Below are 24,200 nucleotides of genomic sequence, written 5' to 3' on the forward strand. Positions count from 1 at the left end.
CCACCGACGTTCGGCCAGGTCAGTCCTCCCCCGCCAGGCCGCAGAAGCGAACGCACCGGCCGAGTGCGGGATCGAGGACGAGGGTCAGGCGGTGACGCCCACCTCGCCGGTCGCGGTCGCATCGGCGACGGCGCGCCTGCTGGCGCGGGCACCGAGGGTACCGCGGAACCACAGCGCGCCCGCGACCGCGAGGCAGACGAGGAAGGCGCCGAGTGCACTCACGACGGGCACGAGCGCCTCGCTCGGTCCTGCCACGAACGGCATGAAGGCGACGACGAAGAACACGACGACGGCGATGGGCGGCGAGAAGAGCAGCGGCAGCGTCCAGGTCGCGAAGAGCGGTGTCTCGCGCAGTGCGATCCACCCGAACGTGGTGCCGACGGCGTACACGGCGTAGGCGATGAGACCGACGATGAACGCGAGGAGCACAAGCGGCACGAGCGTGCCGAGGAAGAACTGGTAGGCGTCGCGCCCGAACAGCACCATGACGTCGTCGCTCGCGACGGGCGTGGACGTGAGCCGTCGCAGCGAGAGGGCGATGACGCCGACGATGCCGAGCACGGCGACGACGGGCGCGGCGATGAGTGGCAGTATCCAGCGCAGGTGCTCCATGCCGCTCAAGATAAGCGCGGTTGCGGATGCGCGCGGCGAGCGACGCGCCCGAGTTACCCACCAGAGACCTCCCGACTGCGTCTCCCTGCCGCCTCACTCGGCGCTCACCCGGCGCAAGAGTGAGCCAGATGCAGGCTCCAGCGAACTGGAACCTGCATCTGGCTCACTCTTCTGTCACCGGCGCCGGCGCCGGCACTGATACTGGCGCCAACGCAGGCGCCAGGCGCCAGCGCCCTACTCGATGGCCGCGGAGTGCGGCGTGGTGGACTGCACGTTGAGAGACTCGCCGTCGCTCGCCACGACGACGGAGATCGTGTCGCCGTCGCGGACCGTGCCCGCAAGGAGTGCCCTCGCGAGGCGGTCGTCGATCTCGCGCTGCATGAGCCGACGCAGCGGCCTGGCCCCGTAGATGGGGTCGTAGCCTCGCTCAGCGAGCCAGGCCCTGGCGTCGTCGTCGACCTTGATCGTGAGGCGACGCTCGCCGAGCCTGCGCTGCAGCCGCTCGATGTACAGCGCCACGATCTGCGCCAGCTCATCCTGCGAGAGGGCGCTGAACACGACGATGTCGTCGAGTCGGTTCACGAACTCCGGCTTGAACGAGTGCCGGACGGCTGCCATGACGCTCTCCTCCCGATCCTCGGGGGTGAGGAGCGGGTCGATGAGGTACTGCGAGCCGAGGTTCGAGGTGAGGATCAGGATGACGTTGCGGAAGTCGACCGTGCGTCCCTGGCCGTCGGTGAGGCGCCCGTCGTCGAGCACCTGCAGGAGGATGTCGAAGACCTCGGGATGCGCCTTCTCGACCTCGTCGAACAGCACGACCGAGTACGGCCTGCGTCTGACGGCCTCGGTGAGCTGCCCGCCCTGCTCGTAGCCGACGTACCCGGGAGGGGCGCCGACGAGCCGGGCGACGGAGTGCTTCTCCCCGTACTCGGACATGTCGATGCGGATCATGGCCTTCTCGTCGTCGAAGAGCAGCTCGGCGAGCGCTCGCGCGAGCTCCGTCTTCCCGACTCCGGTGGGACCCAGGAAGAGGAAGGAGCCCGTGGGGCGGTCGGGGTCTGCGATGCCCGCGCGCGTGCGGCGGATCGCATCCGCGACCGTCGCCACGGCCTTCTCCTGCCCGACGAGTCGCTTGCCGAGTTCGGCCTCGAGGTGGAGGAGCTTCTCCATCTCGCCTTGCAGCAGCCTGCCCACGGGGATGCCGGTCCACGCGGCCACAACCCCCGCGATGTCCTCGGCGGTGACGTGGTCGTTGACGAGCTTGGGCCCGCCGCCTTCCGTGGCCTCAGCCTCGTGCAGCTGCTTCTGGATGCCGGGGAGCTCCCCGTAGAGCAGCCGGGAGGCGAGCTCGAGGTTGCCCTCGCGCTGCGCACGGTCGGCGCGCACGCGGATGTTGTCGAGCTCCTCGCGGAGCTCGCCGATGCGGTTGAGGGATGCCCGCTCGATGCTCCAGCGCTCCTTCAGCTCGCCGAGGCGCGCGTTCTTCGTGTCGAGGTCGGCACGGAGCGTGGCGAGGCGCTGCCGCGAGGCGTCGTCGTGCTCCTTCTTGAGCGCGAGCTCCTCGAGGCGGAGACGGTCGACCTGCCGCTGGAGGGTGTCGACCTCGACCGGCGAGGAGTCGATCTCCATCCGCAGGCGCGAGGCCGCCTCGTCGATGAGGTCGATCGCCTTGTCTGGCAGCTTCCGGCCCGTGATGTAGCGGTTCGAGAGCGCGGCTGCGGCGACGAGCGCCTGGTCGGCGATCGACACCTTGTGGTGCGCTTCGTACCGCTCCTTCAGACCGCGGAGGATCGCGATCGAGTCCTCGACGCTTGGCTCACCGACGAACACCTGCTGGAAGCGTCGCTCGAGCGCCGCATCCGATTCGATGAACTGGCGGTACTCGTCGAGTGTCGTCGCGCCGATGAGGCGCAGCTCGCCACGAGCGAGCATGGGCTTCAGCATGTTCGCTGCCGAGATGCTCGACTCTCCGCCCCCAGCACCCATGAGGGTGTGGAGCTCGTCGATGAACGTGATGATGCGCCCGTCGGATTCGGTGATCTCCTTGAGGACGGCCTTGAGCCGCTCCTCGAAGTCGCCGCGGTACTTGGCGCCCGCGATGAGCGCCGACATGTCGAGGCTGACGAGCTCCTTGTCCTTGAGGGATTCGGCGACGTCGCCGGCGACGATGCGCTGGGCGAGGCCCTCGACGACCGAGGTCTTCCCGACGCCGGGTTCGCCGATGAGCACTGGGTTGTTCTTGGTGCGCCGGGTCAGCACCTGGCTGACGCGTCGGATCTCGGAGTCGCGGCCGATGACCGGGTCGAGCTTGCCCGAGCGGGCGATGTCGGTGAGGTTGATTCCGTACTGTTCGAGTGCGCTCTTGGCCTCTTCGTCTGGTGCCTGAGCGCCTTGCATGTTTGCCATGGGGCTCCTTCGTCAAAGTTGCTTCCGACCCAGATGGATCAAAAGTTGAGTCGGAATGGCTCAAGTTTAGATTCCGAGACGGAATAACACCACCCAAAGCTGGGTGGCTCAGCCAACTCCCAGCGCAACCTCGACGCCTCCGCACCGCCTCTGACCAGGACTTCTCCTAACGTGGCAGAGTTCCTGTTATGCCAGAAGCACCCGAAGAGTCGCCGCTCGACGTCAACGCACTCCGCGTCGGCAGCGTCGAGCTGCTCGGCGAGCGATTCTCGATCGTCAAGGCCGGGCCGTCGGAGGCCGTGCGCGCCTCAGGATTCGGGAGCCCGAACTCGCTCGCCTACGCGGTCTTCGGCCGCCGATCCGAGCTCCTCGAGGTGCAGGAGCTCGATGACGCCGACGCCGCACTCGCCGCCGTCCGAGCCTTCGATGACGGCGACCCGTCGCTCCTCGACGCCATCGACGTCCACCAGGACGGCACCGAGCTGCGCCGCGCCATGTGGAGGGCGGCCAGGCTCGTCGAACCCGGCACCCTCGCGAGCTACGGCGACGTCGCGACCATCGCCGGGCATCCACGCGCCGCCCGCGCCGCCGCGAGCGCGTGCGGCGCCTGCCTCGTGGGCCTCTTCGTGCCCGTGCACCGCATCGTCCGAGCCAGCGGCAAGCTCGCGGGGCACGCTGACGACATCGCCGTCCGGCAGGCGCTCATCGACCACGAACGCGCGACGGGGATGCGCGGCTGACGGTCAGGAGCGCGCCGCGGTGGAGCTCCGCGCGTGCAGCACGGGGAGGACACGCGTGCGCTGCACGGGTCGACGGGGACCCTCCTCGAGGCGCGACACCATCGTCTCGACGGCCAGCCGGCCGATGTGCTGCTTCGGGGGACGCAGCGCCGTGATGGGCGGCTCGGCGTTCTGCGCCACCTCGTCGTCGTAGGCGATGACGGCAAGGTCGTCGGGGATCGACCAGCCGTGATCGCGGGCGTACTGCTGCACGAGCACCGCTTGAGGGTCGGAGTGGATGAGCAGGGCCGTCGCCGATGCCCGGCGGCAATCATCGAGCACTCGAGCGATGAACGCCTCCCTCGACTGCCCGTCCATGTCGTCGAGGTTCGCGTCGACGTCGACCACCGATTCGAGGCCGAGCTCCTCGACGGCACCGCTCCAGCCCTGCCGGAGCTGCGCGGAGGTCGGGGAACCGGTCGAGGTGAGGATGCCGACCCGGCGGTGCCCGAGCGCCGCGAGGTGGTCGGCAGCGAGTGAGCCGCCGAAGACGTGGTCCGTGGTGACCCATTCGAGGCTCGTGAGCGTGGCGACGGAGGAGGCGTGGCGCTCGGCGAGCACGACGGGCACCGGGAGGGACTCCAGCCAGTGCAGCAGCGCCCGTCCGTCTGCACCGCCCGTCTCCGGTGCGGCGATGATGCCGTGGAGGCCGCCCGATTCGACGAGGGAGGAGATCTGCCTGCGCTGATCGTCGACGGAGTAGCTGGCACCCCTGAGCACGAGCTGCACGCCGAGGTCAGTGGCCGCGGCCCGTGCGCCGACGATCACCTGCGGCCAGTAGTAGCTCAGAGACGGCGTGACCATGCCGACCCTGAAGCGAATCGCGGTCGCCTGTGCGGCGACCGATGGCACCGAGGTGTCGAGGCGGCTCCGCAGCGTCGCGCCGCCGTGGACTCTGGTCAGGAGACCGCGATCGGAGAGGTGCGTGATGTCGCGGCGGATCGTGAGCTCGGACACCTCGAGCTGCCGCGCGAGCGCGGCGACGCGGACGGACCCTGACCGCCGCAGTTCGTTGAGGATCCGCTCTCGACGCAGGAGACCGAACGGCGGCATGTCGTCCACGGATCCGAGCGTACAGACATGTTCGCATCGCGTCGAGCATGAACGGTTCTGTTCGCTTTGCTGGCCTTTTCACCGACCCCACTCCAAGATCAGCTCGGAAGCACACAGTCGTGCCCGCCGCGCACTCAACGAACGAGCCCGCGCGGACAGCGCACAGAACGGAGAGCGCACATGCCTCAGGACCATCGGCTCGGTCGAGTCACGAGCACGAGCAGGGTCCGCAGGCGGCGGATGAGTCTGGCATTCATCGCGGCCACGGCGGTGGCGATGATCGCGCCGGTTCTCGTCGCCCCCACGTCCGCGCAGGCCGCGGGATCGGATCCCGTCTCGGTGACCGTGGACGGCGCAGACGTCGCGGCAGCCGCAGAGAACGTCAACGGCCTCACGTTCAAGGGCTTCGGCGTGCTCACCGCCAACTCGACGAGCGCTCTGCTCCTCGACTACAAGGCGCAGCATCCGGAGAAGTACTGGGAGCTGATCGAGACGCTGTTCGGGGGCGACCGCCCGATCATGAACACCATCAAGATCGAGATGGGCAACGACCGCAACACCTCCACCGGGCCGAACGCAGCCACGATGCGCACTCGTGACGAGTACCCGAACGTGCAGCGCGAGCCCGGCTTCCAGCTCGCGGCCGACGCGCAGCTCGTCGCGCACGGCGACGTGCACGTCAGCATCCTGCGCTGGAATCGGCCGGCCTGGGCCACCACGCACGCCGCCCAGTACATCTGGTTCAAGAACACCGTGCTCGCCGCGTACCGCGAATACGGCATCATGGTCGACTCGATCAACCCGGACGCCAACGAGACGAGCAACCCCGAGGTCCAGCTCTACAAGGACTTCTCCGGGTGGCTCCGCGGCGACGACAAGGGCTACGAGAGCGCGAGTGCGGGCGACCCGAACAGCGGCTTCGCCTCGGATCAGGAACGGGACCTCTACCGATCCATCGAGACGGTCGCCGCCGACACGGTCGGGACTCCGCCGGTGTCCTTCGGCAACCAGATGACTTCCCCGAGCGACTCCTCGCTGCGTGACGCCGTCGACATCGTGGGCTTCCACTACTCGAGCGCCGACGACAACGCGGGCAACCTCAAGAAGGTTGCAGAGGAGCTGGACAAGGAAGTCTGGAACTCGGAGGGCCAGTCCACGTTCTCCAACTCGGCCGACCGGCCGAACAACACCAACAGCGACGAACGGGGCGGAACGGGCACCGAATTCGGCGGCCCGAACAGCGCCCTCGAGATGGGCAACTGGGTCACGACCGGATTCGACGAGTCCCGACGCACCCTCAACATCTTCCAGCCCGCGATCGGCTCGTTCTACGACGGGTTCCAGTACTCCTCCAAGGAGCTCGTGAGCGCGCGCGACCCGTGGTCCGGCTGGCTGTACTACGACGGCGGCCTCGCGATGATCGAGCAGTTCACGAAGTTCGCGAAGCTCGGCTGGGAGAACGACGACAACACGGCGGGAATCTGGCGGGCGATCCCCCAGGCGTCCGACAGCGAGCTGGGGAAGGGCAATCCGCCGAGCGGTGCCCGCCTCGGTGGCGCATCCTTCACGACCCTGGCGGCACCCGACGCCAGTGACTTCTCGACCGTCATCATCAACGACAGCAGCTTCACGAAGACGTACCGCATCACGGCCAAGGACATGGAGCTCGGGGCCGACCGCACGGCCGAGCTCTGGGAGACGCGCGCCGCGGACGACGGTCAGGCCTACAACGACAACTACCTCACCCCCATCGGCGAGATCTCGCCGGATGGGGACGGGCTCTACACCGTCGAGGTCAAGCCCTGGTCGTCGTTGACCCTCACGACGCTCGACCAGGCGACAGCAGCAGCCGACGGCAGCCTCGCGCCCAGGGACGGCTACGCCAGCTCGCTGCCGACATCCCCCGAATACACCGACCAGGACGGGGGCCGCGACGTTCTCGACACCGACCCGACCGGCGCCCAGAACGGTGTCACCGATGACGAGGTCCTGTACGCCGACGACTTCGAGTACGCCGGCGCAGGCAACATCAGCGGCTACGACCCTGCCACCGGAGCGCTGGTCGATTCCGGAGCGTCGTTCCTGGACAGCCGCGGCGCCAAGCAGAAGCCGAGCGGAACCCCAGCGCTGCAGCCGGAGGACCAGGGCGTGACCCCGCGCTACACCAACGACACCAACGGCGCATTCGAGTCGGTTGCCACATCCGATGCGACGCACGGCCGGGTGCTCAGGCAGCAGGTCGGCCCCGGCATGGCCGGCGGCGCGTGGAACAGCGGCGACCCCAAGACGACGATCGGCGACGCCCGGTGGGCGAACTACACCGTCTCGACCGACGTGCTCTTCGAGGCGGCGGGAGCGCAGTACGCGACCATCGGCGCCAGGGAGCAGGGTGGCACGGCGAACGGGCAGAACGTCTCGGCGGCCGAGCTCAAGGTCGACCCCACCGGCGCGTGGACCTTCAGCCGCTACGGCGCGACGCTCGCGAGCGGCACCGTGGCAGGCAACGCGGAGGTTGCGTTCAATGCTGGTGCCGGCGTCTGGAACAGCATCGCCGTGACCGTCGCAGGCGACACCTCCACTGCCTCGATCAACGGCGTGCAGATCGCGTCGCACACGGATACCGCGCCGCAGGCCGCAGGGCGCATCCAACTCGGGTCCAGCTTCAACTTCGTGCAGTTCGACAACCTGCGGATCCAGACACTGCCCGGGTACACGCCCTACTACACGCAGATCATCGACGGGATGCACCAGAGCAGCTGGTCGAACACGTCGACCCCGGTGCTCGAGTTCGACGCCAACTGGAGCCACGTCAACGGACAGGGCATGTTCGAGTGGCAGCGAACCGCATCCAAGAGCACGGCCAAGGGAGCCGCACTGAGCTACTCCTTCACCGGAACGGGCTTGGACATCATCGGCGCCAACCCCGGCACCGCGACGCTCGATGTCGAGGTGGACGGGATCCCCGTCGCGCTCGCAGCTCCAACCTGGAGCGCCGGCAGCGCCCGAACGACCTTCACGCTCCGCGGGCTCGCGAACGGCGCCCACACGGTGGTCATCAGGACCGCCAACGACAGCGCACTCAACGTCGACTCGGTCGCCACGATCAGTGCGGTCGCCGACTCCGCGCGCGTCGACACGGGAGCACTCACCGAAGCCGTCTCCGCCGTCGCGCAGCTCGTCGAGGCAGATTACGGCCCCCAGTCGTGGGCCCCGTTCGCTGCCGCACGGACGGCCGCGCAGGCCGCGATCGCCGACCCGGTCGGCTACGGACTCGACGTCGAGGGCGCCACAGCGCTCGAACGGCGTCTTGACTCCGCGGCAGACGCGCTCACCCCCAAGGATGTGAGCGCCGACGTGACGGACCTCGGCTCCCTGGCCATCACGACCGCCGAACGTGCCCTGCCCGGCACACTCCTCCTCTCGGGTAGCGAGGAAGAGGTCATCTGGACTGCCGCGTCGAACGCCGGCGCCACGACCACCGGCGAGCTCGCGAGCTTCGCCGCCAGCGGGCGCACCTCGGAGAAGACCGAGGCCGGCGTCTACCAGCGCTTCTCGGCGACGGTGCTCGTCGTCCCCGCCGATCTCGACTACTTCATCGACTCCGGCTCGAGCGGTTCGGAGGCAGGCTCGGCCCACGCGGCCGCGGCAGGCGTCTCGCCTGAGCTCCGCAACGAGACCGCCGACGAGAAGTGGGACGGCACCGCCCCGGGCAGCACGTGGGGGTACTCGACCGCGGCGACCACGCTCGCGAGCGGAGCACCGCAGGATTGGGGTTCCTCCTACATCGGCGCCGACTTCAACAAGCCGGTTACCTACCACCTGACCCTCCCCGCCGGTTCCTACAACGTCGTCGGAGTTCAGGCGCCCCGTGCTGGACTCACGACGAACCTCTCCGCGAAGCTCACGGCGAACGGCGAGACCGTCTCGAAGACGGCGACCTCGACAGGGTCGGCGACGCCGATCGCGCAGACGCTCACGCTCGACGAGGAAGCCGTCGTCCAACTGGAGTTCGGCACCAACGGAACGAGCGGCTACAACGCACGACTCGCACTCGTCTACGTGCAGACGCTGCCACGCGACCTCGGCGTGCAGGGCGTGCTCGACACCGACGATCCGCTCCCGAGCACGGTGAAGGTCGCAGACGCCGAACGCGCCGTCACGTGGGAGCCCGCAGCCCACGAGCAGCCCCGCACCGAATACGAGACGATCACGGCCAATGGACGCCTCGACGAGAGCGACGCACCGGTCGTCGCGCAGTTCGAGATCGTGCCACCCGGGCTCGTGTACTTCATCGACGCCGGAACGGACGGCGCCGCCTCGCCCCAGTACTCGGCAGTGTCAGCCGCCGTCGATGGACTGCGCAACGACAAGGTCGACCAGGTCTCCACATCCGCCACGCAATGGGGGCACCTCTCTGACGGCATGAAGCTGAAGACGGGGACCGATATCAAGGACAAGTACTCGACGGGGCTCTACCAGGACACCACCAAGCTGAGCTACCGGCTTCCTCTCGAGGCTGGCACCTACACGCTGACCGGCGGCTTCACCGAGTGGTGGAACCTCAGCAGGACCATGTACCAGACCGTGTCGGTCGACGGCACGGAACTCGCGAAGGGGAGCATCCCCCTCTCCGGTTCAACACCCAAGCTCTCCGCCGGCCTGACCTTCACGCTCTCGGAGGCGGCGACGGTCGACTACCTCGTGACCAACGAGGGCGCGGGCGGCGAGAAGCCGGTCATCTCCTGGCTGGCCGTCGCCGACGAGACGCTGCCGGGGACTCCGCAGAACGCCGTCGCGACGCAGGAGGGCGACACCTCCATCGCCGTCTCCTGGGATGACCTCGCCAACCCCGGTGCGGGCTTCGCGGGCTACCGCGTCTACGAGGCAGGGGAATCGGAACCGGTCTGTGCAGCGACCGAGACGAGCTGCACCGTCACCGGACTCGCTCCAGGTTCGACCCACTCCTACGAGGTGACCGGCGTCAACGCCTCCGGCGAGGGTCCTCGCTCGGCGGCGACCGCACCCGTGACGCTGCCGGAGGCGCCGACGGACGACGGCGCGACGAAGGCGCCGGGAAAGGGAGTGCTCTCCTCCAACGACGGCTGGAACACCGGTCTCCGTGACGGCGAGTTCCAGCTGACGATGAACCTGTGGTGGGGCGAGAACGGCTCCACCTTCCGGCTCTACCAGGACGGCCAGCTGGTCAGCACGACACCGCTCAGCACGAACTCGCCAGCGGCGCAGTCAGCCGTCGTCGACATCGCCGGCCTGGCGAACGGAACCTACGTCTTCACCGGCGAGCTGGTGAACTCGAAGGGAACGACCGCAACGGAGTCACTCACGGTGACGGTGACGAACGCCTCCCCCGGCGCCCCGTCCCTCTCCTCGGACAACTGGGACGGCGACGGCACCTACACCGTGACGGCGAACCTCTGGTGGGGTACGAACGCCACCGCCTACCGCTTCCTCGAGAACGGCGTCGAGGTCGGCACCGGCGAACTCACCGCGGCGAGCCCCGCCGCCCAGAAGGCGACGCTGCAGGTCGAGGGCAAGGCGCCGGGGCAGTACGCCTACACGGTCGAGTTCATCAACGCCGCAGGCACCACCGTGAGCACAACCCACGAGGTGTCGGTCACGAAGTAGCTGCACGCCCGAGTGGGCTCCGCGTCGGACACGAACGCGGCGCCCGCTCGGCGGCGTTCGCCGGGCCCGCGGCCGAAGCGCTCACCGAGGGCACCACCCAGTTCCCGGCCGTGCCCGTTCGATAGCGTCGTCGTCGACCCAGAAGCCGGCAGCGCCTGCCGAAACGCGACGCGACAACGGGGGCCTCGATGCCAAAGAACCGCAACCGCAAGGGAGTGCTCGCAGTCCTCGCGAGTGCTCTCCTGCTCATCGGCCTCGTGACCGCTGCTGCGCTGCTCGGCCTCCCGACCGGCTGGGTGATCTTCATCGCCATCGCTGGTCTCCCGCTCGTCCTCGTGCTTGCCGCTTTTCTCGGGCTTCGCTGGGGCGACGCCCGGATGGCCAAGGCTGGGCCCGGCGTCCTGACTGCCCTCGGCCCGGGGGAGATCCACGAAGTGGACATCGCTGAGACGTCCGTCGCGAAGCTCGGCTGGCGGGCCGCCGTGCAGCATCTCCCCGCTCAGCTGCCGCCGGCACGCATCCGCACCCTGGTGGTCGCTGGAGTCGTCGGCGCGGTCGCGGGCGTGTGGTTGACCGTGACACTCACCGAGGCCCCCGAACCGTGGCAGACGACCCTCGGGGCAGCGCTCCTCGGCGTGACCGGGTCAGCGGCCCTCTGCCTCGCACTGCTCCTCGCCTGGCTGGTCATGACTCGCCGAGACACCCCACTTGATCGGAGCTCGCGCAGGCTCCTGGAACAATCGATCAACCCGGTGAATGATCGAATCCGCATCAACATCGCGAGGATCGATGAGCTGCAGGAGGCGATCGATCAACGACGCACGGTCACCCCACTGCTCCTACCCATCGCAGCCGGCACGACGATAGCCTTCTTCACCGCTGCCGCCGCCGAGCTCGTCCTCACGGGCGGCGAGCAGTTCCCCCGCCTGGCGTCATTCGCATCACCGCCGATCATGCTCTGGATGGGCCCCACGGTTCCCGGCAGAGTCGAGCAAATCGCCCTGGCGCTGGAGGAGCTGCGGTCGCGCGAGGGGGCCGCCTGACGTCCGCACCAGGGGTTCAGCCCTCGCGAATGAAGCGAGCTTCTCCAGCAGACGTCGGCATGACGATCTCCTCACCATCGACAGACAAGCCCGTGAAGCCGCTGTAGAGCAGGTCCTCCACTTCGTGGAGATTCGGATCGCAGCCGACCTCGGACGCGGCCCAGAAGTCGATTCGGATCCGGTTCCCAACCACGGAGTACGGGCCGGATGCACCGTTGCAGCCAGCTCCGGCGAAGGCGTGCTCGTCGGTGAACTCGATCGTCGCCGAACCGAACTCCGCAGGGACGTCGGCTGGCGACTGGCTCACGACCCAGGTGCCGATCAGCTCCTCCTGCGAGAGCGTCGGTGCCGTGCAGGCTGCAAGAGCGAGAACGACGAGGGCAAGCGACGACAAAGCCACTCGGGTGCGGCGGGACGTGTGCTGCAAGATACCTCCGGTGTGGTCGAGTGCTCGTCGAGCATCCGCTCACCATCACCCTACGAAGACCACGCGCTGCAGACCAGGCCGACTGAGCCTCAGCCGCTACGCCGAGTCGCGCCTCGAGTCGGGTTCGGTCGTGGCGGCACGGATGAGGCCCGACGCCATCCGCCGTGCCGTGGCCGTCGAGTACCGCTCATCGCGGAGACGCATCGCGAGGTAGCCCGTGACGAGCAGCAGCAGCTCCTCAGCGAGGGACGCTGACTCGTCGAACGGGCTCGCGAGGTGCGTGAGCCGCGACCGCAGCGACTCGGTGTCAGTCTGCACCGCTGCACGGACCTCGGCGGGAGCGTCGGCGTACTCGGCGGAAGCCCCGAGGAAGGCGCACCAGCGAGAGCCGAGAGGCTGCTGCCGAAACGCGTCCAGGGCATCGAAGACGGCGAGCAGCTGCTGCTCGTCATCGCGATGCTTGGCGATCTCCGCATCCCACAGCTCGATCCAGGCACGGTGTCGGCGCTCGAGGGCCGCCGCGACGAGGGCCTCCTTGCTGGCGTATCCGCGATAGAGCGTGGCCGCCGAGACCCCCGCGCGCTCGAGGACGGCGTCGATCGGCGTCGCGTGGATGCCCGCCGTGAAGAACAGCTCGTCCGCGGCGTCGAGCAGCTTGGTCTCGGTCCTGGAGCGGATTGCCATGCCAACACTCTAGAGTCGTAAATATGAAACGATCGTTTTCGTTACGGGGTCGCCGCCCACTCCTGCTGGCCGCCTCGGGGACCGCCCTGATCGCAGCCACCTACGGGCTCGTCCGCCTCGCCTACGGACTCTTCCTCCCCGATGTCCAAGCGGAGCTCTCACTGAGCGCATCCGCCGCCGGACTCATCTCGAGCGGCGCCTCCGCCGCCTACTGCGCAGCCGCGCTCGCCAGCTTCCTGCTGGCGGCCCGCGCCCCGCACCTCTTCGCGGCCCTCGCGACCGTTACCGCTGCCGGCGGCGCGCTCGGCATGGCCCTCGCCGCTGACGGAGGCGTCTTCGCGGCCTCGGCGATCCTCGCGTCGAGCGGAGCCGGCTTCGCGTCACCCGCCCTGGTGGAGCTGCTGCACAGGACAGTCAAGAAGGAGCACGTGGGACGGATGCAGGGCGTCGTCAACGCGGGCACCGGCCCCGGCCTCGTCGCAGCAGGCCTCCTGGCGCTCGTCCTGCTGCCCGACTGGCGACTCGCCTGGACGCTCGCCGCGGGGGCCAGCATCGTGGCCGGCGGCTTGGTCATCGCCTCGACCTGGCGAGGAACCACCGCCACCACCGCGCGACCGGATGCTGCGCCCCGCCTCGCCCCCGTTCCGCCGCGATCGTGGTTTCGCCAGCACCTGCCCGTCATCGCCGCGGCGCTCTTCCTCGGCGCAGGCTCAGCCGCCGTCTGGACGTTCGGGCGCACCGCGCTCGTCGACGCAGGCGCAAGCCAGGAACTCTCCGCCGGGGCCTGGATCGCGCTCGGTGTGGGAGGAGCGGCGGTCATCGCCTCAGCCGGCAGACTCCAGAAGCTGACCTCTCGACGGGCCTGGCTCATGACCAGCCTGCCCGTCGCCGCGGCGACGGTCCTGCTCGGCACCTCCGCGGGGGTGTGGCCACTCGCCTTCGCCGCCTGCATCGCCTTCGGCTGGGGGTACACGGCCGGCACCGGCGTGCTCATCTGGTGGACGACGCGACTCGATCCCACCCGCGCGCCGGCAGGGACGGCGCTGCTGTTCGTTGTCCTCGTCCTTGGCCAGGCGCTCGGCTCGGCACTTGTCGGGCAGGCCATCGAGCTCGTGGGCATCCCTGGCAGCTTCATCGCATCCGCCCTGCTCGTGGTGATCGGCATCCTCGCCGCCTCGAAGCAACCGGCAGCGAGCTCACCGGCGCGCGCCTCGGACGCGCCTCCCGCGCAGGTCAGTCGTACTGCAGGCGCAGACGCAGCCGCTCACCGACCTCGAACTGCGCATCCGCCAGCTTGAGCGGATCGAGCTGCAGGTCACGGAGATCGATCGGGTCCTTGAGCTCCTCGCGGATCTGACTGCGGACCGCCAGCAGCAGCAGGCCGATGAGCGGGTTGCGGCTCGTGAGGCGAGGGTTGATGAGCTGCAGCTTCAGGTCGTCGCCGAGCTGCGCCTCCGTCGTGAACAGCAGACTCGCGCGCAGGAAACCCCGCCGGACCTTGCCGGACGCGTGCAGGTGCGCGCCTCGGGGGCCGGCCTGCGTGAGCTCGAGATCGACATCGGACACGTGGATGCCCTGGCTCTCCCCCGACTCCGTGACGATGGACACGAGCGCATCCACCACCTCCCGCTGCCTCGCGGAGACGTCGATCAGCAGCGTGTCGACGGGGAAGACCGTCGCGGCCTCACCACCCGCGATGCCCTGCCTCAACGCCAGCGCGAGCTGCCCGCGATCATCCTCCGCCCAGTCGACGTGCACACCGGCGGCAGTGATCGATGCCTCGACTTCGGCGCCCTGGATGCGAACCGGGAGGCCCCGCACCCGCACCTCGGCGACGCGGGCGTCGGTCCTCGCGACCTCGGTGCCGAACTCGGGGAACTCCGGGAGCGGCGGCGCCTCCTCGACCGTGGCGTCGAAGGTGACCTCGATGCCCGTGAGATCGATGTCGATGCCGAGGAGGTCGCCCGCGAGCGGATGCGCGGTGACACGCGCCAGGTCAAGGCCGCGCACGTCCATGGTGTTGTCCGCATCGAAGATCGGCGGCACCACCTCGCGCACGAAGCGCTCCAGCACTCGGGAGACCGCCTCAGGCGTCGTCGGCCGCGGGGTCGTTGCGATGACCAGCGCCTCGGGTTCGACCTCGGAGGATGCGTCGCCTTCTGGGCCCTGCTGAGGAGTCTCCATGCCCTCAACCCTACGGGCGAGCGGGTGCACGACCCTGGCTGCGGGCCAACACCAAGTAGGATCGATCCTCGACGCGACCCAAGCGGACGCGACAGTTCACTCCGGCTCGACGAGCCCGAGCACCAATTTCGAGAGAAACGCAGCTATGGACAGCAAATTGATCGCGTGGAACGGCGACGTGCAGCCAGAAGCCGTCGAGATCCTCACGGGAGACGGCGGACTCGTCGTCGTCCCGACGAAGGTCGGCTACATCATCATGACCTCCGACAAGGAGGGACTCGAGCGGAAGTTCGAGGCGAAGGAGCGCAACCGCAACAAGCCTGGCGTCGTGCTGTGCGGTTCCCTCGAGCAGCTGCGCGAGCTCGCGCAGCTCACGCCGGAGATCGACGCGTTCTACGAGCGCCACTGGAACGACGACATCCTCCTCGGCTGCATCCTCCCGTGGAAGGAAGAGGCCGTCGCGGCCCTTCCCGACGACGGCACGAAGGAGCTCATGATGGACGGGCGCGGCACGAGCTGCTTCGTCATCAAGTTCGGCGTCCCCGGCGAGAAGCTCGCGAAGGAGCTGTACGAGAAGCACGGACGCTTCGCGTTCGCGAGTTCCGCGAACCCGTCCGGCAAGGGCAACCGTGGACTCGTCGAGGGCATCGGCGAGCGCATCCACGACCGCGCCGACCTCATCATCGAGGCGAACGACTACGTCGCATCCATCCAGCCTGAGGCCACCACGGAGACGCGCCACGAGCAGGGCGTCATGATCTCGATGGTCGACGCCGACGGAACGCTCATCCCCGAGCAGGGCGGCCAGCGTTCCATCTCGCCGGCTCCCGTCGTGATCCGCAAGGGCCTCGACATCAACCGCATCATGGCGATCCTCGCTGAGTCGTTCAACAGCTGGGACTTCCGCCAGGGCGAGTACTACTGATTCCGGCTCGCACCGGGGGCTGAGCGCCTCTTGTGCGTACGGCAGATTCACGACGTGATTTGTCGGACGGGCTCGCTACGCTTTCCGCGTGCGAGCCCGTTCTTCGTCTGCTGACCTCACCCGCCTCATCGCGTCGCGGCCCATCTCGCGTGGGCGCCTGCGTCGTGTGCTGAACGCGCCTCCCACGGCCGCGACGACGCGGGAGTGGTGGGGCGCCTTGTCGGAGGCCGAGCGCGCGCGTCTCCTGAAGCAGGTTCCGCTGCTTGTCGGCAACCTCGATGGCATCCCGTGGTCGGTTCGCGTGCGGGCCAACCGGGAGTCGCTCGGGCGTGCGATCGGTGCTTTGGAGTCGGGCGCCTCCATCGAGCGTGCGCTCGGCAGTGCGAGTGCGTTCGCGGGTGGTGAGATCAAGAGCATCCTGGCGGATGCGAGCCGCGGGGAGCTGCGCGACCGCGAGCGGCTCGTGCACCAGCTGCGGGAGCTGCACGGGGGCCGTGGCTTCGTCGACCGCGGCGGGAAGCCGCGCTTCGTGCTCGCGTTCGATCCCGAGCGGGACTCGATCGTCGAGTACGTGGGCGCGGCGATCTCGGAGTCGGAGGACCCGTTCGCGTCTCCGTTCGCGGAGGGGGTCACGTCGGTGGGGGTGTTCGTGCCCGGCAACGAGTCGCGGCTGCTCGACTTCGAGGGCAAGGCGCACACCATGTCGGAGCTCATCACGCTCGCGCCCGCTGGCACGGCCGGGCTCGTCGTGTGGCAGGGCGGGCGGTTCCCGCGTGGCCCGTTGGCGTTGTCGGCGGCGATGGCGGATGGGCTGGCGCGCAAGCTGGGTGGGTTCGTGAACTCGATCCCCCGTGACGGGCGCGTGGAGCTGACGGCGTTCGGGTTCAGTTTCGGCGGCGGCGTGACGGGGCGGGCGATGGCACTCGGGATGCGGGTCGACCGGGTCGTGCACGTGTCGAGTGCCGGGCTGGGGCACGGTGTGGCGTCGCTCGACGATCTGCCCGTGTCGGCTCGCGTGCCGCATTACTCGCTGCTCGCTCCCGTCGATCCCTCCGTCGGTCCGATCCTGGGCATCAACGTGCACCTGCCGTTCCTGGGGCGGGTCGGCCATTTCGGGCATGGTGTGGATCCGGCGCATGCGCCCGGGGTGGTTCGATTGGAGACGGGGGTGCTCGGTGCGGCGCAGGGGAAGCGCGCTGCGGGTGCGGCGCTGTCGCTCGGTGACGTGCTGACGGGGCACTCGGCGGTTCTGGAGCAGTGGGGGACGACGGCGAAGCGCAACATGGTGGCGGTTCTCATGGGTGGTGGCGCTGAGGTCGAGTTGGCGGCCGACGGCGGCGTGCTCGGCCGCATCGCGCAGCGTCTCGTCGTGCCGTACGTGCCGTTCCTGCGGGTGCGCGAACCGGAGCTGCGCAGCGTCGCCTGAACGGGTGCGGTGCCGGAGGTCAGCGTTCGTCGCGTTCGTGCTGCGGGGAAGCCTGCTGCGTGCGCGCACGGGTGGACGTGTGGGAGCGGGTTGGGTCGGCGAGTGGGCTGGTGGTGTGTCCGAGCGCCGTGGCGAGCTCGGTGGTGAGGCGCGGGCCCTGCGCGCGCTCCTCGACCGCGCCCGCTCGAGTGGGCCGCTCGCCGTGGCTGAGGGCTTCGCGTGCGGCGCTGGTGCGGGCGCCGAGGGCCGCGAGCGCTGCCGACGTCTCCGCGTGGGCGGGGCTCTGCGTGGTGTGGGCGCGGGCCGCGATGTGGGGTGCGTCGGCTCGGAGGTCATCGATGGTGGCGAGCACGTCGCCGCCGAGATCGGCTTGTCTGAGCACGAAGTTCGCGTCTCGGTCGAGTGCTGCGAGCCAGGTGTTCGCGTCGCTCGGGGTGAGGTTGTCGAGGCCCCTTCCGGCGATGACGGCTGCTCGGGCGTCGGCGCCGTCGCGCGCGCCGGTTGTGCTCGCAGCGTTCGTGTCGATGTCGGCTGCGTGGAGGGCACGACCGCCGCGGTCGACGACAAGCACCCGGTCGACGCGCCCCTCGGCGATGACCCGTTCGAGCGACTTGGGCATCTGCTCGGCGGCGACGTCGTGGAATGCCTGTGGGGTCCACCTGCCGGCCCCTTGGTCGCGGACCTGTTCCGCGTACCGCGAGAGCACGCCGAGCCGCGAGACCGCTTCGGGCACGGCAAGCGCGCGCACTTCGACGCGGTAGCCGGCATCGCGAAATTCCTTGGCCGTCGCGACGACGGCGTCCGGCTGTCGGAACGTCGTCTCGAACACCACGGATGCCTGACGTTCCCGCAGGTAGTCGCTCGACATGCGCGCCCACGCGCCAGCAGCCTGCGCCGTCACCTCCGGCATGCGAAGCGGGTCCTCCCGCATCACGCTCACGTAGTCGGGATGAAAGACTCGCAGGTCGTCCCCGATAACCGGGATAGCCCCTCGGAAGTCCTTCTGCACGCGACCCACCGTTCGCGTTTTCCCGGCACCGGGTTGTGCTCCAACAAGCACGAGCGTCGGCTCCGAGGCTCGTTGGGAAGATCGGAGAGCATCGAGTTCCGGCCGAATGGACTTCTCAAAGATCTCGCGCAGTTGCTCGCGGGTGACCTCTGACTCCGAGCTCAATGGTCCTCCGCCTTGAGCCGTGCGACGAACGACGCCCGGAGAGCTTGCACCGCATTGAGCGAGTACGTGTCGACTTCATCCGCCTCGATCCTGACGGCGATCTGCTTCTCCAGCCAGTGCTGTCGCTGTTGTTCAGAGGCGGCTTCATTCTGTCGAGCAACATAAAGACCCCTGAGCCGGTTCGCGGCTTCGCGCATGGCGTCGTAGATCATCGGGTCGTAGTCGTCGATGGGCTCGTCGCTGGGCATGTCGGTCATGTTCGTCCTCTCGTGGTGCGTGTCTGCCGTGGCGCAATCACCGTCGCGTTCATCCGGTGCCCCGGACTGCCCTGCCGCTGCCGCGCCCGCTGGCGACGATGCTCGCCTCTGCCCGGTGCCGCTCCAGCAGCTCGTTGCGCTTCCGGACGACGCTCACGTTCGACTGGGCGTCGACGCCCGCGACCTCCTCGCGGAGTTCGGCGAGCTTCCCCAGCCACCGCCTGGACTCGAGGTCGCTGCGGGCACGCGCTGCTCGCGCGGCATAGAAGGCGGCCAGCCTGCCGCCAGCATCCAGCAGGAGGTCGTACACCTCAGGCGAGTAGCCTCCCGTGCTCGGCACCCCTCGCGGGTCGCCGGGTGAACTGTCGAACGTCGTGGTGCGCGGCACGTGCATCCTCCCGATTGCGTACTCGCGAACCTACTCGCGGCGCGGCGCCCGAAACGGTGGAGGGGCGAATCTGTGGACAACGGCAGCCGACCACGCATCGCGGTCGGCTCCGTCGAGACCGGCAGCGCCCCTAGGCGAGGATGCGCTGCACCGCGCGCACGGGAATCCTGAGCCAGGCCGGCCGCTGAGATGCCTCGTAGATCACTTCGTACAGTGCCTTGTCGAGCTCGAAGACCCTGATGAGCGCGGCTGACTCCGCAGCGCTCAGCGGCAGCGAGCTCGACTGACCCCCTTGCGAGAAGGGACCAGACCCACCTCTCGCGTCGCGCGTGCCCCTGGCATCGTCGAAGTCACGCGCCTGCCTGCGCGCGGCCCGGCTGTCGAGCGTGATCGCGCCCGTGTGACGCCCGATTCGCTCCTGGCCGCTCACGGCCGCGGCGTAGCCGTTCAGGAACGACTGCCGAGCACGGGCGGCCCAGTCACCGGCGACATCCCGCCCAGTCGTCATCTCCAACGACCCGGCGACGTAGTCGAACGATCGCAGGATGCCGGCGATGTCGCGTTGCGGGGCATCCGCCGTATTGCGCTGCTCGATGCTGCGCAGCGGCTCTCCCTCGAAGTCGAGGAACACCCAGCCGCTGCCCTCCACGGCAAGCACCTGACCCAAGTGCAGGTCGCCATGCACCCGCTGCAGCGTCGGCCAGTGCATCTCGGCGGCGTGCGCGTAGACCTCCTCCGCTGCACCCCGCAGGCGCTCGAGGGCCGGGGCGACGGCGATGGCCGCATCCAGGCGCTGCCGCATCGCGTCGACCTCAGCCTGCACCTTCAGGGCGCTCGCCTCGACGCTCGGCAGCACCTCGCGGAGCGTGCGGTGCACCTCAGCGGTCGCCTCCCCGAGCGTGTACGCGGCGTCACCGAAGTCGTCCCCAGTCTCGGCGGCGCGCAGCGCCACCCGCCACGCATCCTCGACCCCGGGGAGGAACTCCTGCGCGAACACGAAGTTGCCAGAGGCGCGCCCGCTGCTGACGCGCGGGTCGGGCCAGTAGCCCGACAGGTGGCCGATGGCGGGCGGCACACGCACGGAACCGGCCGCGGCGAGCGCCGACTGCAGCGTCACCTCCGGGTTCTCGCCATCGTGCAGCATGCGGAAGACCTTGAGGATGAGCGGGGCAGCGGCGCCCCCATCTGGCATGCGCATCTCGCAGATGATCGACGAGTTCGACTGCTCCCCAGACAGCACCCGACTCGTCACGAAGCTGCCGAGCACGGCCCCGGGCATCGGCAGTCCGTACGCAGCGATGTCCGTCCGCCCACCGGCCCCCGCCGCGTGCCCCTCGCGCTCGAGCAGCGCCAGGAGCGCCCGAGCGAACGCGATGTCGTGCGGACCATCGACGACGGCGCTCACACGCCCGGCTGCGTTGCTGATCGACCCGATGTACCCGAGCGCGGGAACGCGCGCATCCACCTCGCGGAGCACGATCGGCACCTGGTACACGACCGGGACATCGCCGGAGGAATCGAGGATGCACGGCACCGTGACGAGATGTACCCCGGCCTCCCCGTTCGGGTTGGCGAGCACGTAGCTGCCGAGGTGCGTGAGCTGCGGCGTCCGACCCTCACCGCCCGAGTACCAGCGCTGCTTCGGCATCCAGTCGCGAAGCATGTGGATGAGATCGGTCATTGCGCCTCCGGTTCAGTTCCCCAGCCTACCGACCGGATGCCCGCCCGGAGGCGCGAATCCGCCACTTCTCGTCGCGATCAGCCGCGCCTGCGACTGAGCACCACCGTGAACTTGGCACCGCGCGAGATCTGCGTGCTGGGGCCGACGATCCGCTCGAGCGCCGCACGGTGGGCCAGACCCGAGTTGAACACCGTGAGCATGCTGGCGCCGGGCTTCAGCATGCGCGCGGCCTGCTCGAACAGCGGATGCGCCATGTCCTCGACCACCTCGTGCCGGTCGTGGAACGGCGGGTTGAGGAGCAGCACATCCACCGAACCGGTCTCGATGCTCGACCCCGCGTCCTCGCGGCGCACCTCGACCCTGTCTTCGACGCCCGCGATGCGCACCGTCTCGCGAGCAGAGGACACGGCAGCCCAGGATCGATCGCTCGCGATCACCTCGAGCTCCGGTCGGAGCCTCGCGAGCGCGACGGCAAGCACGCCCGTGCCGCAGCCGAGGTCGACGGCGAGGCCCGCCTCCGGGAGCTCGTCCGCGGGGAGGTCACGCAGGGCTCCGAGCAGCTCGCGCGTGCCCAGATCGAGGCGCGGGCCCGCGAACGCACCACCGTGGCTCGCGATCGAGAAGCCGAGCTCGTCGGAGCTCTGCACGATCGGGTACGCCGACGCCGCGCCTCGCAGCTCCGCCTTCGGGGCGCTCGCGTGCAGCACCCTCGACTTCTGCCTGCCGAGGCTCGCCGTCACACTCTCGAACGAGCGCTCGAGGGTCTCGTTCATTCCGCGGCTCATGTGCTTGATGCGTCCGCCAGCGACGATCCGCACCTCTGGATGCGCGTGCGCCGCGACGAGGCGCGCGATCTCATCGAGTTCCGCGAGCGACTTCGGCAGGCGCAGCAGCACGAGGCGAGCGCCGTCGAACAGCGCCGGCTCCAAGCCGAAGCGAACGGCCTTGAGCGAACGGAAGCTCGCCCGCACTGCATCGTCGCTGGCCCGCTCCTCCGAGACGGCGTCGTGGAAGGTGCGCACCGTGTCCAGGTCGAAGCGCTCAGCGGCCGCAACGGCCAGCGCACCCGTGGCGTCGCCGACGACCGCGAGCGGCACATCCACCACACCCAGCTCGGCGGCTTCATCGAGGATGAGCCGGTCGACGGGGTCGGGCTCCGTGACGCCGGAAGCTGCGGCACTCAACAGGGGATCCGGCATGCCTAGGCGATGGTGTCGATGAGGGGCTCGGCCTCTTCACCGGTGATGTAGCGGCGGCCAGAGACCTCGACGACCGTGATCGCCACGTACTCGTTCTTGGGTGCCGCGATGAGCGGGCGCACGCCGAGCGCTTCCGCCTTCTCGAGCTCAGCCTCCGTGCTGAGCACCCGGGCTCCCCCGCGTGCCACGAGGCTCGTCGCGAACCCGTCGCCGAGGGCGTCGGATTGGAACACGACCTCCTTCGCGATGGAGGCCCCCGCGAGCTTGAAGCCGGGCGCCGACTTGAAGACGATCTCACCATCGCGCTCGCTGAACACGACGTTGATCGGATAGATCTCCACACGGCCGTTCACGGCGAACGCGATGCGACCGAACGTCGTCGCGCGCAGCAGAGCGCGGCTTTCCTCGTCACTCAGGACGGTGATCAGTTGCTCGTCTTCCATGCGTCCATCATGGCCTGATCGGCGCCCCCTCGCCTGACCGATTCTCGTCGCCGCGCACGAATCGACATCTGGGAGTCGAGTTACGACGCGAGCGGTGCGAAACTTGAGGCATCCCCCGAGCGACGTCCGCTCGATCCGACACGGAGGTCATCCAATGGGCTACGGCAGCGGCATCGCACTCATCGTCATCGGCGCCATCCTGGCGTTTGCCATCAACATCGACCTCGACGGCTTCGTCGACCTCAAGACCATCGGCTACATCCTCATGGGTGCTGGCGTCGTCGTCTTCATCCTGAGCCTCGTCACGGCGCTGCGCCGCAAGCAGTCCACGTCGACGACCCGGAAGGTCATCGACCCCAACACGGGCCAGGAAGTCATCGAGCGCACGAACCGCAGCAACTGACCTGAACGGTCAGCGCTGAGTTCGGCACCCGCTGCGCTCAGGCGGAGACGAAGAACAGGCGCTTGTTGGCGAACTCGCCGATCCCGATGGGGCCCATCTCGCGTCCGAAGCCCGAGTTCTTGACCCCGCCGAAGGGCAGCTCTGCCGCCTCCGCCGCGATCGTGTTGACGTGCGCCATGCCCACCTCAAGGCGCTGCGCGATACGGGTCGCGCGCGCTTCGTCGCTCGAGAAGACCGAGCCGCCGAGGCCGAGCGCGCAGTCGTTCGCAAGGTCGAGCGCCTCCTCGTCACTCGACACTCGGTAGACCGTCGCGACGGGACCGAAGAGCTCGACGCCGTACGACTCGGAGTCGCGTGGGACGCCGGTGAGCACGGCCGGCGAGTAGTGGGCTCCCGGGCCGTCGGACAGCACTCCGCCGATCTCGAGCGTCGCGCCCTCCGCGACCGCCTTCTGCACCTGAGCATCCACGGTCTCGGCCGCCGTTCGGCTGGACATCGGCGCGAACTGGCCCTCGGCCATCTCGAGCTGGTCGCCGGGGACGAGTCCCGTCGCGAGCTTCTTCAGCTCCTCGACGAACTCGTCGTAGATGTCGTCCATGACGATGAGACGCTTGTTCGAGTTGCAGACCTGGCCCACGTTGTAGACGCGGAAGTCCCACGCCTGCTTCGCGACAGCCGCGACGTCATCCGAGTCGAGCACGATCATGGGGTCGATGCCGCCGAGCTCGAGCACGCACTTCTTCAGGTTCCGGCCCGCCTGCGCCCCGATGATCGCCCCAGCACGTTCGGAGCCCGTGAGCGAGATTCCCTGCACGCGCGAGTCGGCGATGAGTGTCGCGATCTGATCGTGCGACGCGAAGACGTTCTGGTAGCCCCCGACCGGGACGCCGGCCTGCTCCATGATCTCCTGAATGGTCAGGGCCGACCGCGCGCAGATGTCCGCGTGCTTGAGCAGGATGGTGTTGCCCAGCACGAGGTTCGGTGCCGCGAAGCGCGCCACCTGGTAGTAAGGGAAGTTCCACGGCATGACGCCGAGCAGGGTGCCGACGGGACGATGCTCGATGAACGCCTTGCCGGGAATGGTGCTGGGGATCTCGGCGTCGGTGATGAGGCTCGGGCCGTGCACGCCGTAGTAGTCGATGATCGACGCAGCGAACTCGACCTCGTCGATCGACTCCTGCACGGACTTGCCCATCTCGACGGCGATGAGGTGGGCGAGCTCGTCCTTGCGCTCGAGGAAGATCGCGGCGACGCGTCGCACGACAGCGGCCCGCTCTTGCACGCTGCGCTCACGCCATTCCCGGTACACGGTGTCGGCGCTCGCGACGGCCTGCTCGATCTGCGCATCCGTCGCGTCGTCGAACGTCTCGATGATCTCGCCGGTCGCGGGATTCTGCACTCGGTACTCGGACATTTCGCTCCTCGGTCGCACGGTTCGTCGGTGCCAGTCTGTCGCAAAACCCGCTGCCAGTT

The 24,200-nt window shown here is 68.9% G+C and carries 20 protein-coding genes; 7 read left to right on the forward strand and 13 right to left on the reverse strand.

Annotated elements, in window-relative coordinates; all coding sequences use genetic code 11:
- Positions 1–84: 84 nt before the first annotated feature.
- Together C5E05_RS17045 and C5E05_RS17050 are read right to left on the reverse strand one after the other, a co-directional pair.
- Entirely contained in the window at positions 85–612 is a 528-nt protein-coding gene (locus tag C5E05_RS17045) for a hypothetical protein (protein WP_104239743.1), read from the reverse strand.
- A 234-nt stretch (positions 613–846) separates the two neighbouring features.
- Positions 847–3,018 carry an ATP-dependent Clp protease ATP-binding subunit gene (locus C5E05_RS17050; protein WP_104239742.1) on the reverse strand — a complete coding sequence of 724 codons (2,172 nt, stop codon included), beginning with the start codon at positions 3,016–3,018 and terminating at the stop codon, positions 847–849.
- A 188-nt stretch (positions 3,019–3,206) separates the two neighbouring features.
- On the opposite strand from C5E05_RS17050, the gene C5E05_RS17055 reads away from it, so the two are divergent.
- On the forward strand, positions 3,207–3,758 hold the full coding sequence (locus C5E05_RS17055) for a methylated-DNA--[protein]-cysteine S-methyltransferase (protein ID WP_104239741.1): 552 nt from the start codon (positions 3,207–3,209) through the stop codon (positions 3,756–3,758).
- 3 nt (positions 3,759–3,761) lie between these two features.
- On the opposite strand, the gene C5E05_RS17060 is transcribed toward C5E05_RS17055, so the two are convergent.
- On the reverse strand, positions 3,762–4,850 hold the full coding sequence (locus C5E05_RS17060; protein ID WP_104342649.1) for a substrate-binding domain-containing protein: 1,089 nt from the start codon (positions 4,848–4,850) through the stop codon (positions 3,762–3,764).
- A gap of 240 nt (positions 4,851–5,090) precedes the next feature.
- Here C5E05_RS17060 and C5E05_RS17065 point away from each other — a divergent pair, with 240 nt between their 5' ends.
- Positions 5,091–10,493: a fibronectin type III domain-containing protein gene (locus C5E05_RS17065; RefSeq protein WP_181059707.1), complete on the forward strand. Its 5,403-nt coding sequence runs from the start codon at positions 5,091–5,093 to the stop codon at positions 10,491–10,493.
- A 188-nt stretch (positions 10,494–10,681) separates the two neighbouring features.
- On the forward strand, positions 10,682–11,536 hold the full coding sequence (locus C5E05_RS17070) for a hypothetical protein (protein WP_104342597.1): 855 nt from the start codon (positions 10,682–10,684) through the stop codon (positions 11,534–11,536).
- 16 nt (positions 11,537–11,552) lie between these two features.
- Here the strand turns inward: C5E05_RS17070 and C5E05_RS17075 are convergent, their stop codons facing one another.
- Positions 11,553–11,930 carry an META domain-containing protein gene (locus C5E05_RS17075; protein ID WP_181059709.1) on the reverse strand — a complete coding sequence of 126 codons (378 nt, stop codon included), beginning with the start codon at positions 11,928–11,930 and terminating at the stop codon, positions 11,553–11,555.
- A gap of 129 nt (positions 11,931–12,059) precedes the next feature.
- Positions 12,060–12,647, reverse strand: a complete 588-nt coding sequence (locus C5E05_RS17080; protein WP_104239738.1) for a TetR/AcrR family transcriptional regulator — start codon at positions 12,645–12,647, stop codon at positions 12,060–12,062.
- Between the two features lie 23 nt (positions 12,648–12,670).
- On the opposite strand from C5E05_RS17080, the gene C5E05_RS17085 reads away from it, so the two are divergent.
- Positions 12,671–13,945, forward strand: coding sequence for an MFS transporter (locus tag C5E05_RS17085; RefSeq protein ID WP_104342598.1), 1,275 nt, complete (start codon positions 12,671–12,673; stop codon positions 13,943–13,945).
- Here C5E05_RS17085 and C5E05_RS17090 read toward each other — a convergent pair.
- Positions 13,881–14,831, reverse strand: a complete 951-nt coding sequence (locus C5E05_RS17090) for a hypothetical protein (RefSeq protein ID WP_104342599.1) — start codon at positions 14,829–14,831, stop codon at positions 13,881–13,883. The genes C5E05_RS17085 and C5E05_RS17090 overlap by 65 nt on opposite strands.
- A 145-nt stretch (positions 14,832–14,976) precedes the next feature.
- Here C5E05_RS17090 and C5E05_RS17095 point away from each other — a divergent pair, with 145 nt between their 5' ends.
- Both C5E05_RS17095 and C5E05_RS17100 read left to right on the forward strand, forming a co-directional pair.
- The gene (locus C5E05_RS17095; protein WP_104239735.1) at positions 14,977–15,756 is read left to right on the forward strand and encodes an L-threonylcarbamoyladenylate synthase; all 780 of its coding nucleotides are present in this window, start codon (positions 14,977–14,979) and stop codon (positions 15,754–15,756) included.
- An 88-nt stretch (positions 15,757–15,844) separates the two neighbouring features.
- Positions 15,845–17,182 (forward strand): hypothetical protein, encoded by a 1,338-nt coding sequence (locus C5E05_RS17100; RefSeq protein ID WP_104239734.1) that lies wholly within the window; start codon positions 15,845–15,847, stop codon positions 17,180–17,182.
- Positions 17,183–17,201: 19 nt separating this feature from the next.
- Here C5E05_RS17100 and C5E05_RS17105 read toward each other — a convergent pair whose 3' ends face one another.
- The 6 genes from C5E05_RS17105 to C5E05_RS17130 form a co-directional block, all read right to left on the reverse strand.
- A complete protein-coding gene (locus C5E05_RS17105; protein ID WP_104342600.1) occupies positions 17,202–18,356 on the reverse strand; it encodes a zeta toxin family protein in 1,155 nt (384 codons plus the stop codon).
- Positions 18,353–18,613, reverse strand: a complete 261-nt coding sequence (locus C5E05_RS17110) for a hypothetical protein (protein WP_104342601.1) — start codon at positions 18,611–18,613, stop codon at positions 18,353–18,355. The genes C5E05_RS17105 and C5E05_RS17110 overlap by 4 nt, the downstream gene beginning before the upstream one ends.
- A 49-nt stretch (positions 18,614–18,662) precedes the next feature.
- Positions 18,663–19,001 (reverse strand): hypothetical protein, encoded by a 339-nt coding sequence (locus C5E05_RS17115; protein ID WP_104239731.1) that lies wholly within the window; start codon positions 18,999–19,001, stop codon positions 18,663–18,665.
- A gap of 130 nt (positions 19,002–19,131) precedes the next feature.
- Positions 19,132–20,682 (reverse strand): aminoglycoside phosphotransferase, encoded by a 1,551-nt coding sequence (locus C5E05_RS17120; protein WP_104305634.1) that lies wholly within the window; start codon positions 20,680–20,682, stop codon positions 19,132–19,134.
- A gap of 77 nt (positions 20,683–20,759) precedes the next feature.
- A complete protein-coding gene (locus C5E05_RS17125; RefSeq protein WP_104342603.1) occupies positions 20,760–21,881 on the reverse strand; it encodes a class I SAM-dependent methyltransferase in 1,122 nt (373 codons plus the stop codon).
- Between the two features lie 2 nt (positions 21,882–21,883).
- Complete coding sequence (locus tag C5E05_RS17130; RefSeq protein WP_104239728.1) at positions 21,884–22,324, reverse strand: pyridoxamine 5'-phosphate oxidase family protein; 441 nt, start codon at positions 22,322–22,324, stop codon at positions 21,884–21,886.
- 154 nt (positions 22,325–22,478) lie between these two features.
- Here C5E05_RS17130 and C5E05_RS17135 point away from each other — a divergent pair, with 154 nt between their 5' ends.
- Complete coding sequence (locus C5E05_RS17135) at positions 22,479–22,727, forward strand: DUF6458 family protein (RefSeq protein WP_104239727.1); 249 nt, start codon at positions 22,479–22,481, stop codon at positions 22,725–22,727.
- 37 nt (positions 22,728–22,764) lie between these two features.
- On the opposite strand, the gene C5E05_RS17140 is transcribed toward C5E05_RS17135, so the two are convergent.
- Positions 22,765–24,141 (reverse strand): aldehyde dehydrogenase family protein, encoded by a 1,377-nt coding sequence (locus tag C5E05_RS17140; protein ID WP_104342604.1) that lies wholly within the window; start codon positions 24,139–24,141, stop codon positions 22,765–22,767.
- Positions 24,142–24,200: the final 59 nt, after the last annotated feature.

The organism is Pseudoclavibacter sp. AY1H1 (genome assembly GCF_002931055.1).
Classification (GTDB): domain Bacteria; phylum Actinomycetota; class Actinomycetes; order Actinomycetales; family Microbacteriaceae; genus Pseudoclavibacter.

Bases quoted from the DNA above. Each gene is read 5' to 3' on its own strand.
- C5E05_RS17045 (WP_104239743.1), bottom strand. From the start codon at position 612: ATGGAGCACCTGCGCTGGATACTGCCACTCATCGCCGCGCCCGTCGTC.
- C5E05_RS17050 (WP_104239742.1), bottom strand. From the start codon at position 3,018: ATGGCAAACATGCAAGGCGCTCAGGCACCAGACGAAGAGGCCAAGAGC.
- C5E05_RS17055 (WP_104239741.1), top strand. From the start codon at position 3,207: ATGCCAGAAGCACCCGAAGAGTCGCCGCTCGACGTCAACGCACTCCGC.
- C5E05_RS17060 (WP_104342649.1), bottom strand. From the start codon at position 4,850: ATGCCGCCGTTCGGTCTCCTGCGTCGAGAGCGGATCCTCAACGAACTG.
- C5E05_RS17065 (WP_181059707.1), top strand. From the start codon at position 5,091: ATGAGTCTGGCATTCATCGCGGCCACGGCGGTGGCGATGATCGCGCCG.
- C5E05_RS17070 (WP_104342597.1), top strand. From the start codon at position 10,682: ATGCCAAAGAACCGCAACCGCAAGGGAGTGCTCGCAGTCCTCGCGAGT.
- C5E05_RS17080 (WP_104239738.1), bottom strand. From the start codon at position 12,647: ATGGCAATCCGCTCCAGGACCGAGACCAAGCTGCTCGACGCCGCGGAC.
- C5E05_RS17085 (WP_104342598.1), top strand. From the start codon at position 12,671: ATGAAACGATCGTTTTCGTTACGGGGTCGCCGCCCACTCCTGCTGGCC.
- C5E05_RS17090 (WP_104342599.1), bottom strand. From the start codon at position 14,831: ATGGAGACTCCTCAGCAGGGCCCAGAAGGCGACGCATCCTCCGAGGTC.
- C5E05_RS17095 (WP_104239735.1), top strand. From the start codon at position 14,977: ATGGACAGCAAATTGATCGCGTGGAACGGCGACGTGCAGCCAGAAGCC.
- C5E05_RS17110 (WP_104342601.1), bottom strand. From the start codon at position 18,613: ATGACCGACATGCCCAGCGACGAGCCCATCGACGACTACGACCCGATG.
- C5E05_RS17120 (WP_104305634.1), bottom strand. From the start codon at position 20,682: ATGACCGATCTCATCCACATGCTTCGCGACTGGATGCCGAAGCAGCGC.
- C5E05_RS17125 (WP_104342603.1), bottom strand. From the start codon at position 21,881: ATGCCGGATCCCCTGTTGAGTGCCGCAGCTTCCGGCGTCACGGAGCCC.
- C5E05_RS17130 (WP_104239728.1), bottom strand. From the start codon at position 22,324: ATGGAAGACGAGCAACTGATCACCGTCCTGAGTGACGAGGAAAGCCGC.
- C5E05_RS17135 (WP_104239727.1), top strand. From the start codon at position 22,479: ATGGGCTACGGCAGCGGCATCGCACTCATCGTCATCGGCGCCATCCTG.
- C5E05_RS17140 (WP_104342604.1), bottom strand. From the start codon at position 24,141: ATGTCCGAGTACCGAGTGCAGAATCCCGCGACCGGCGAGATCATCGAG.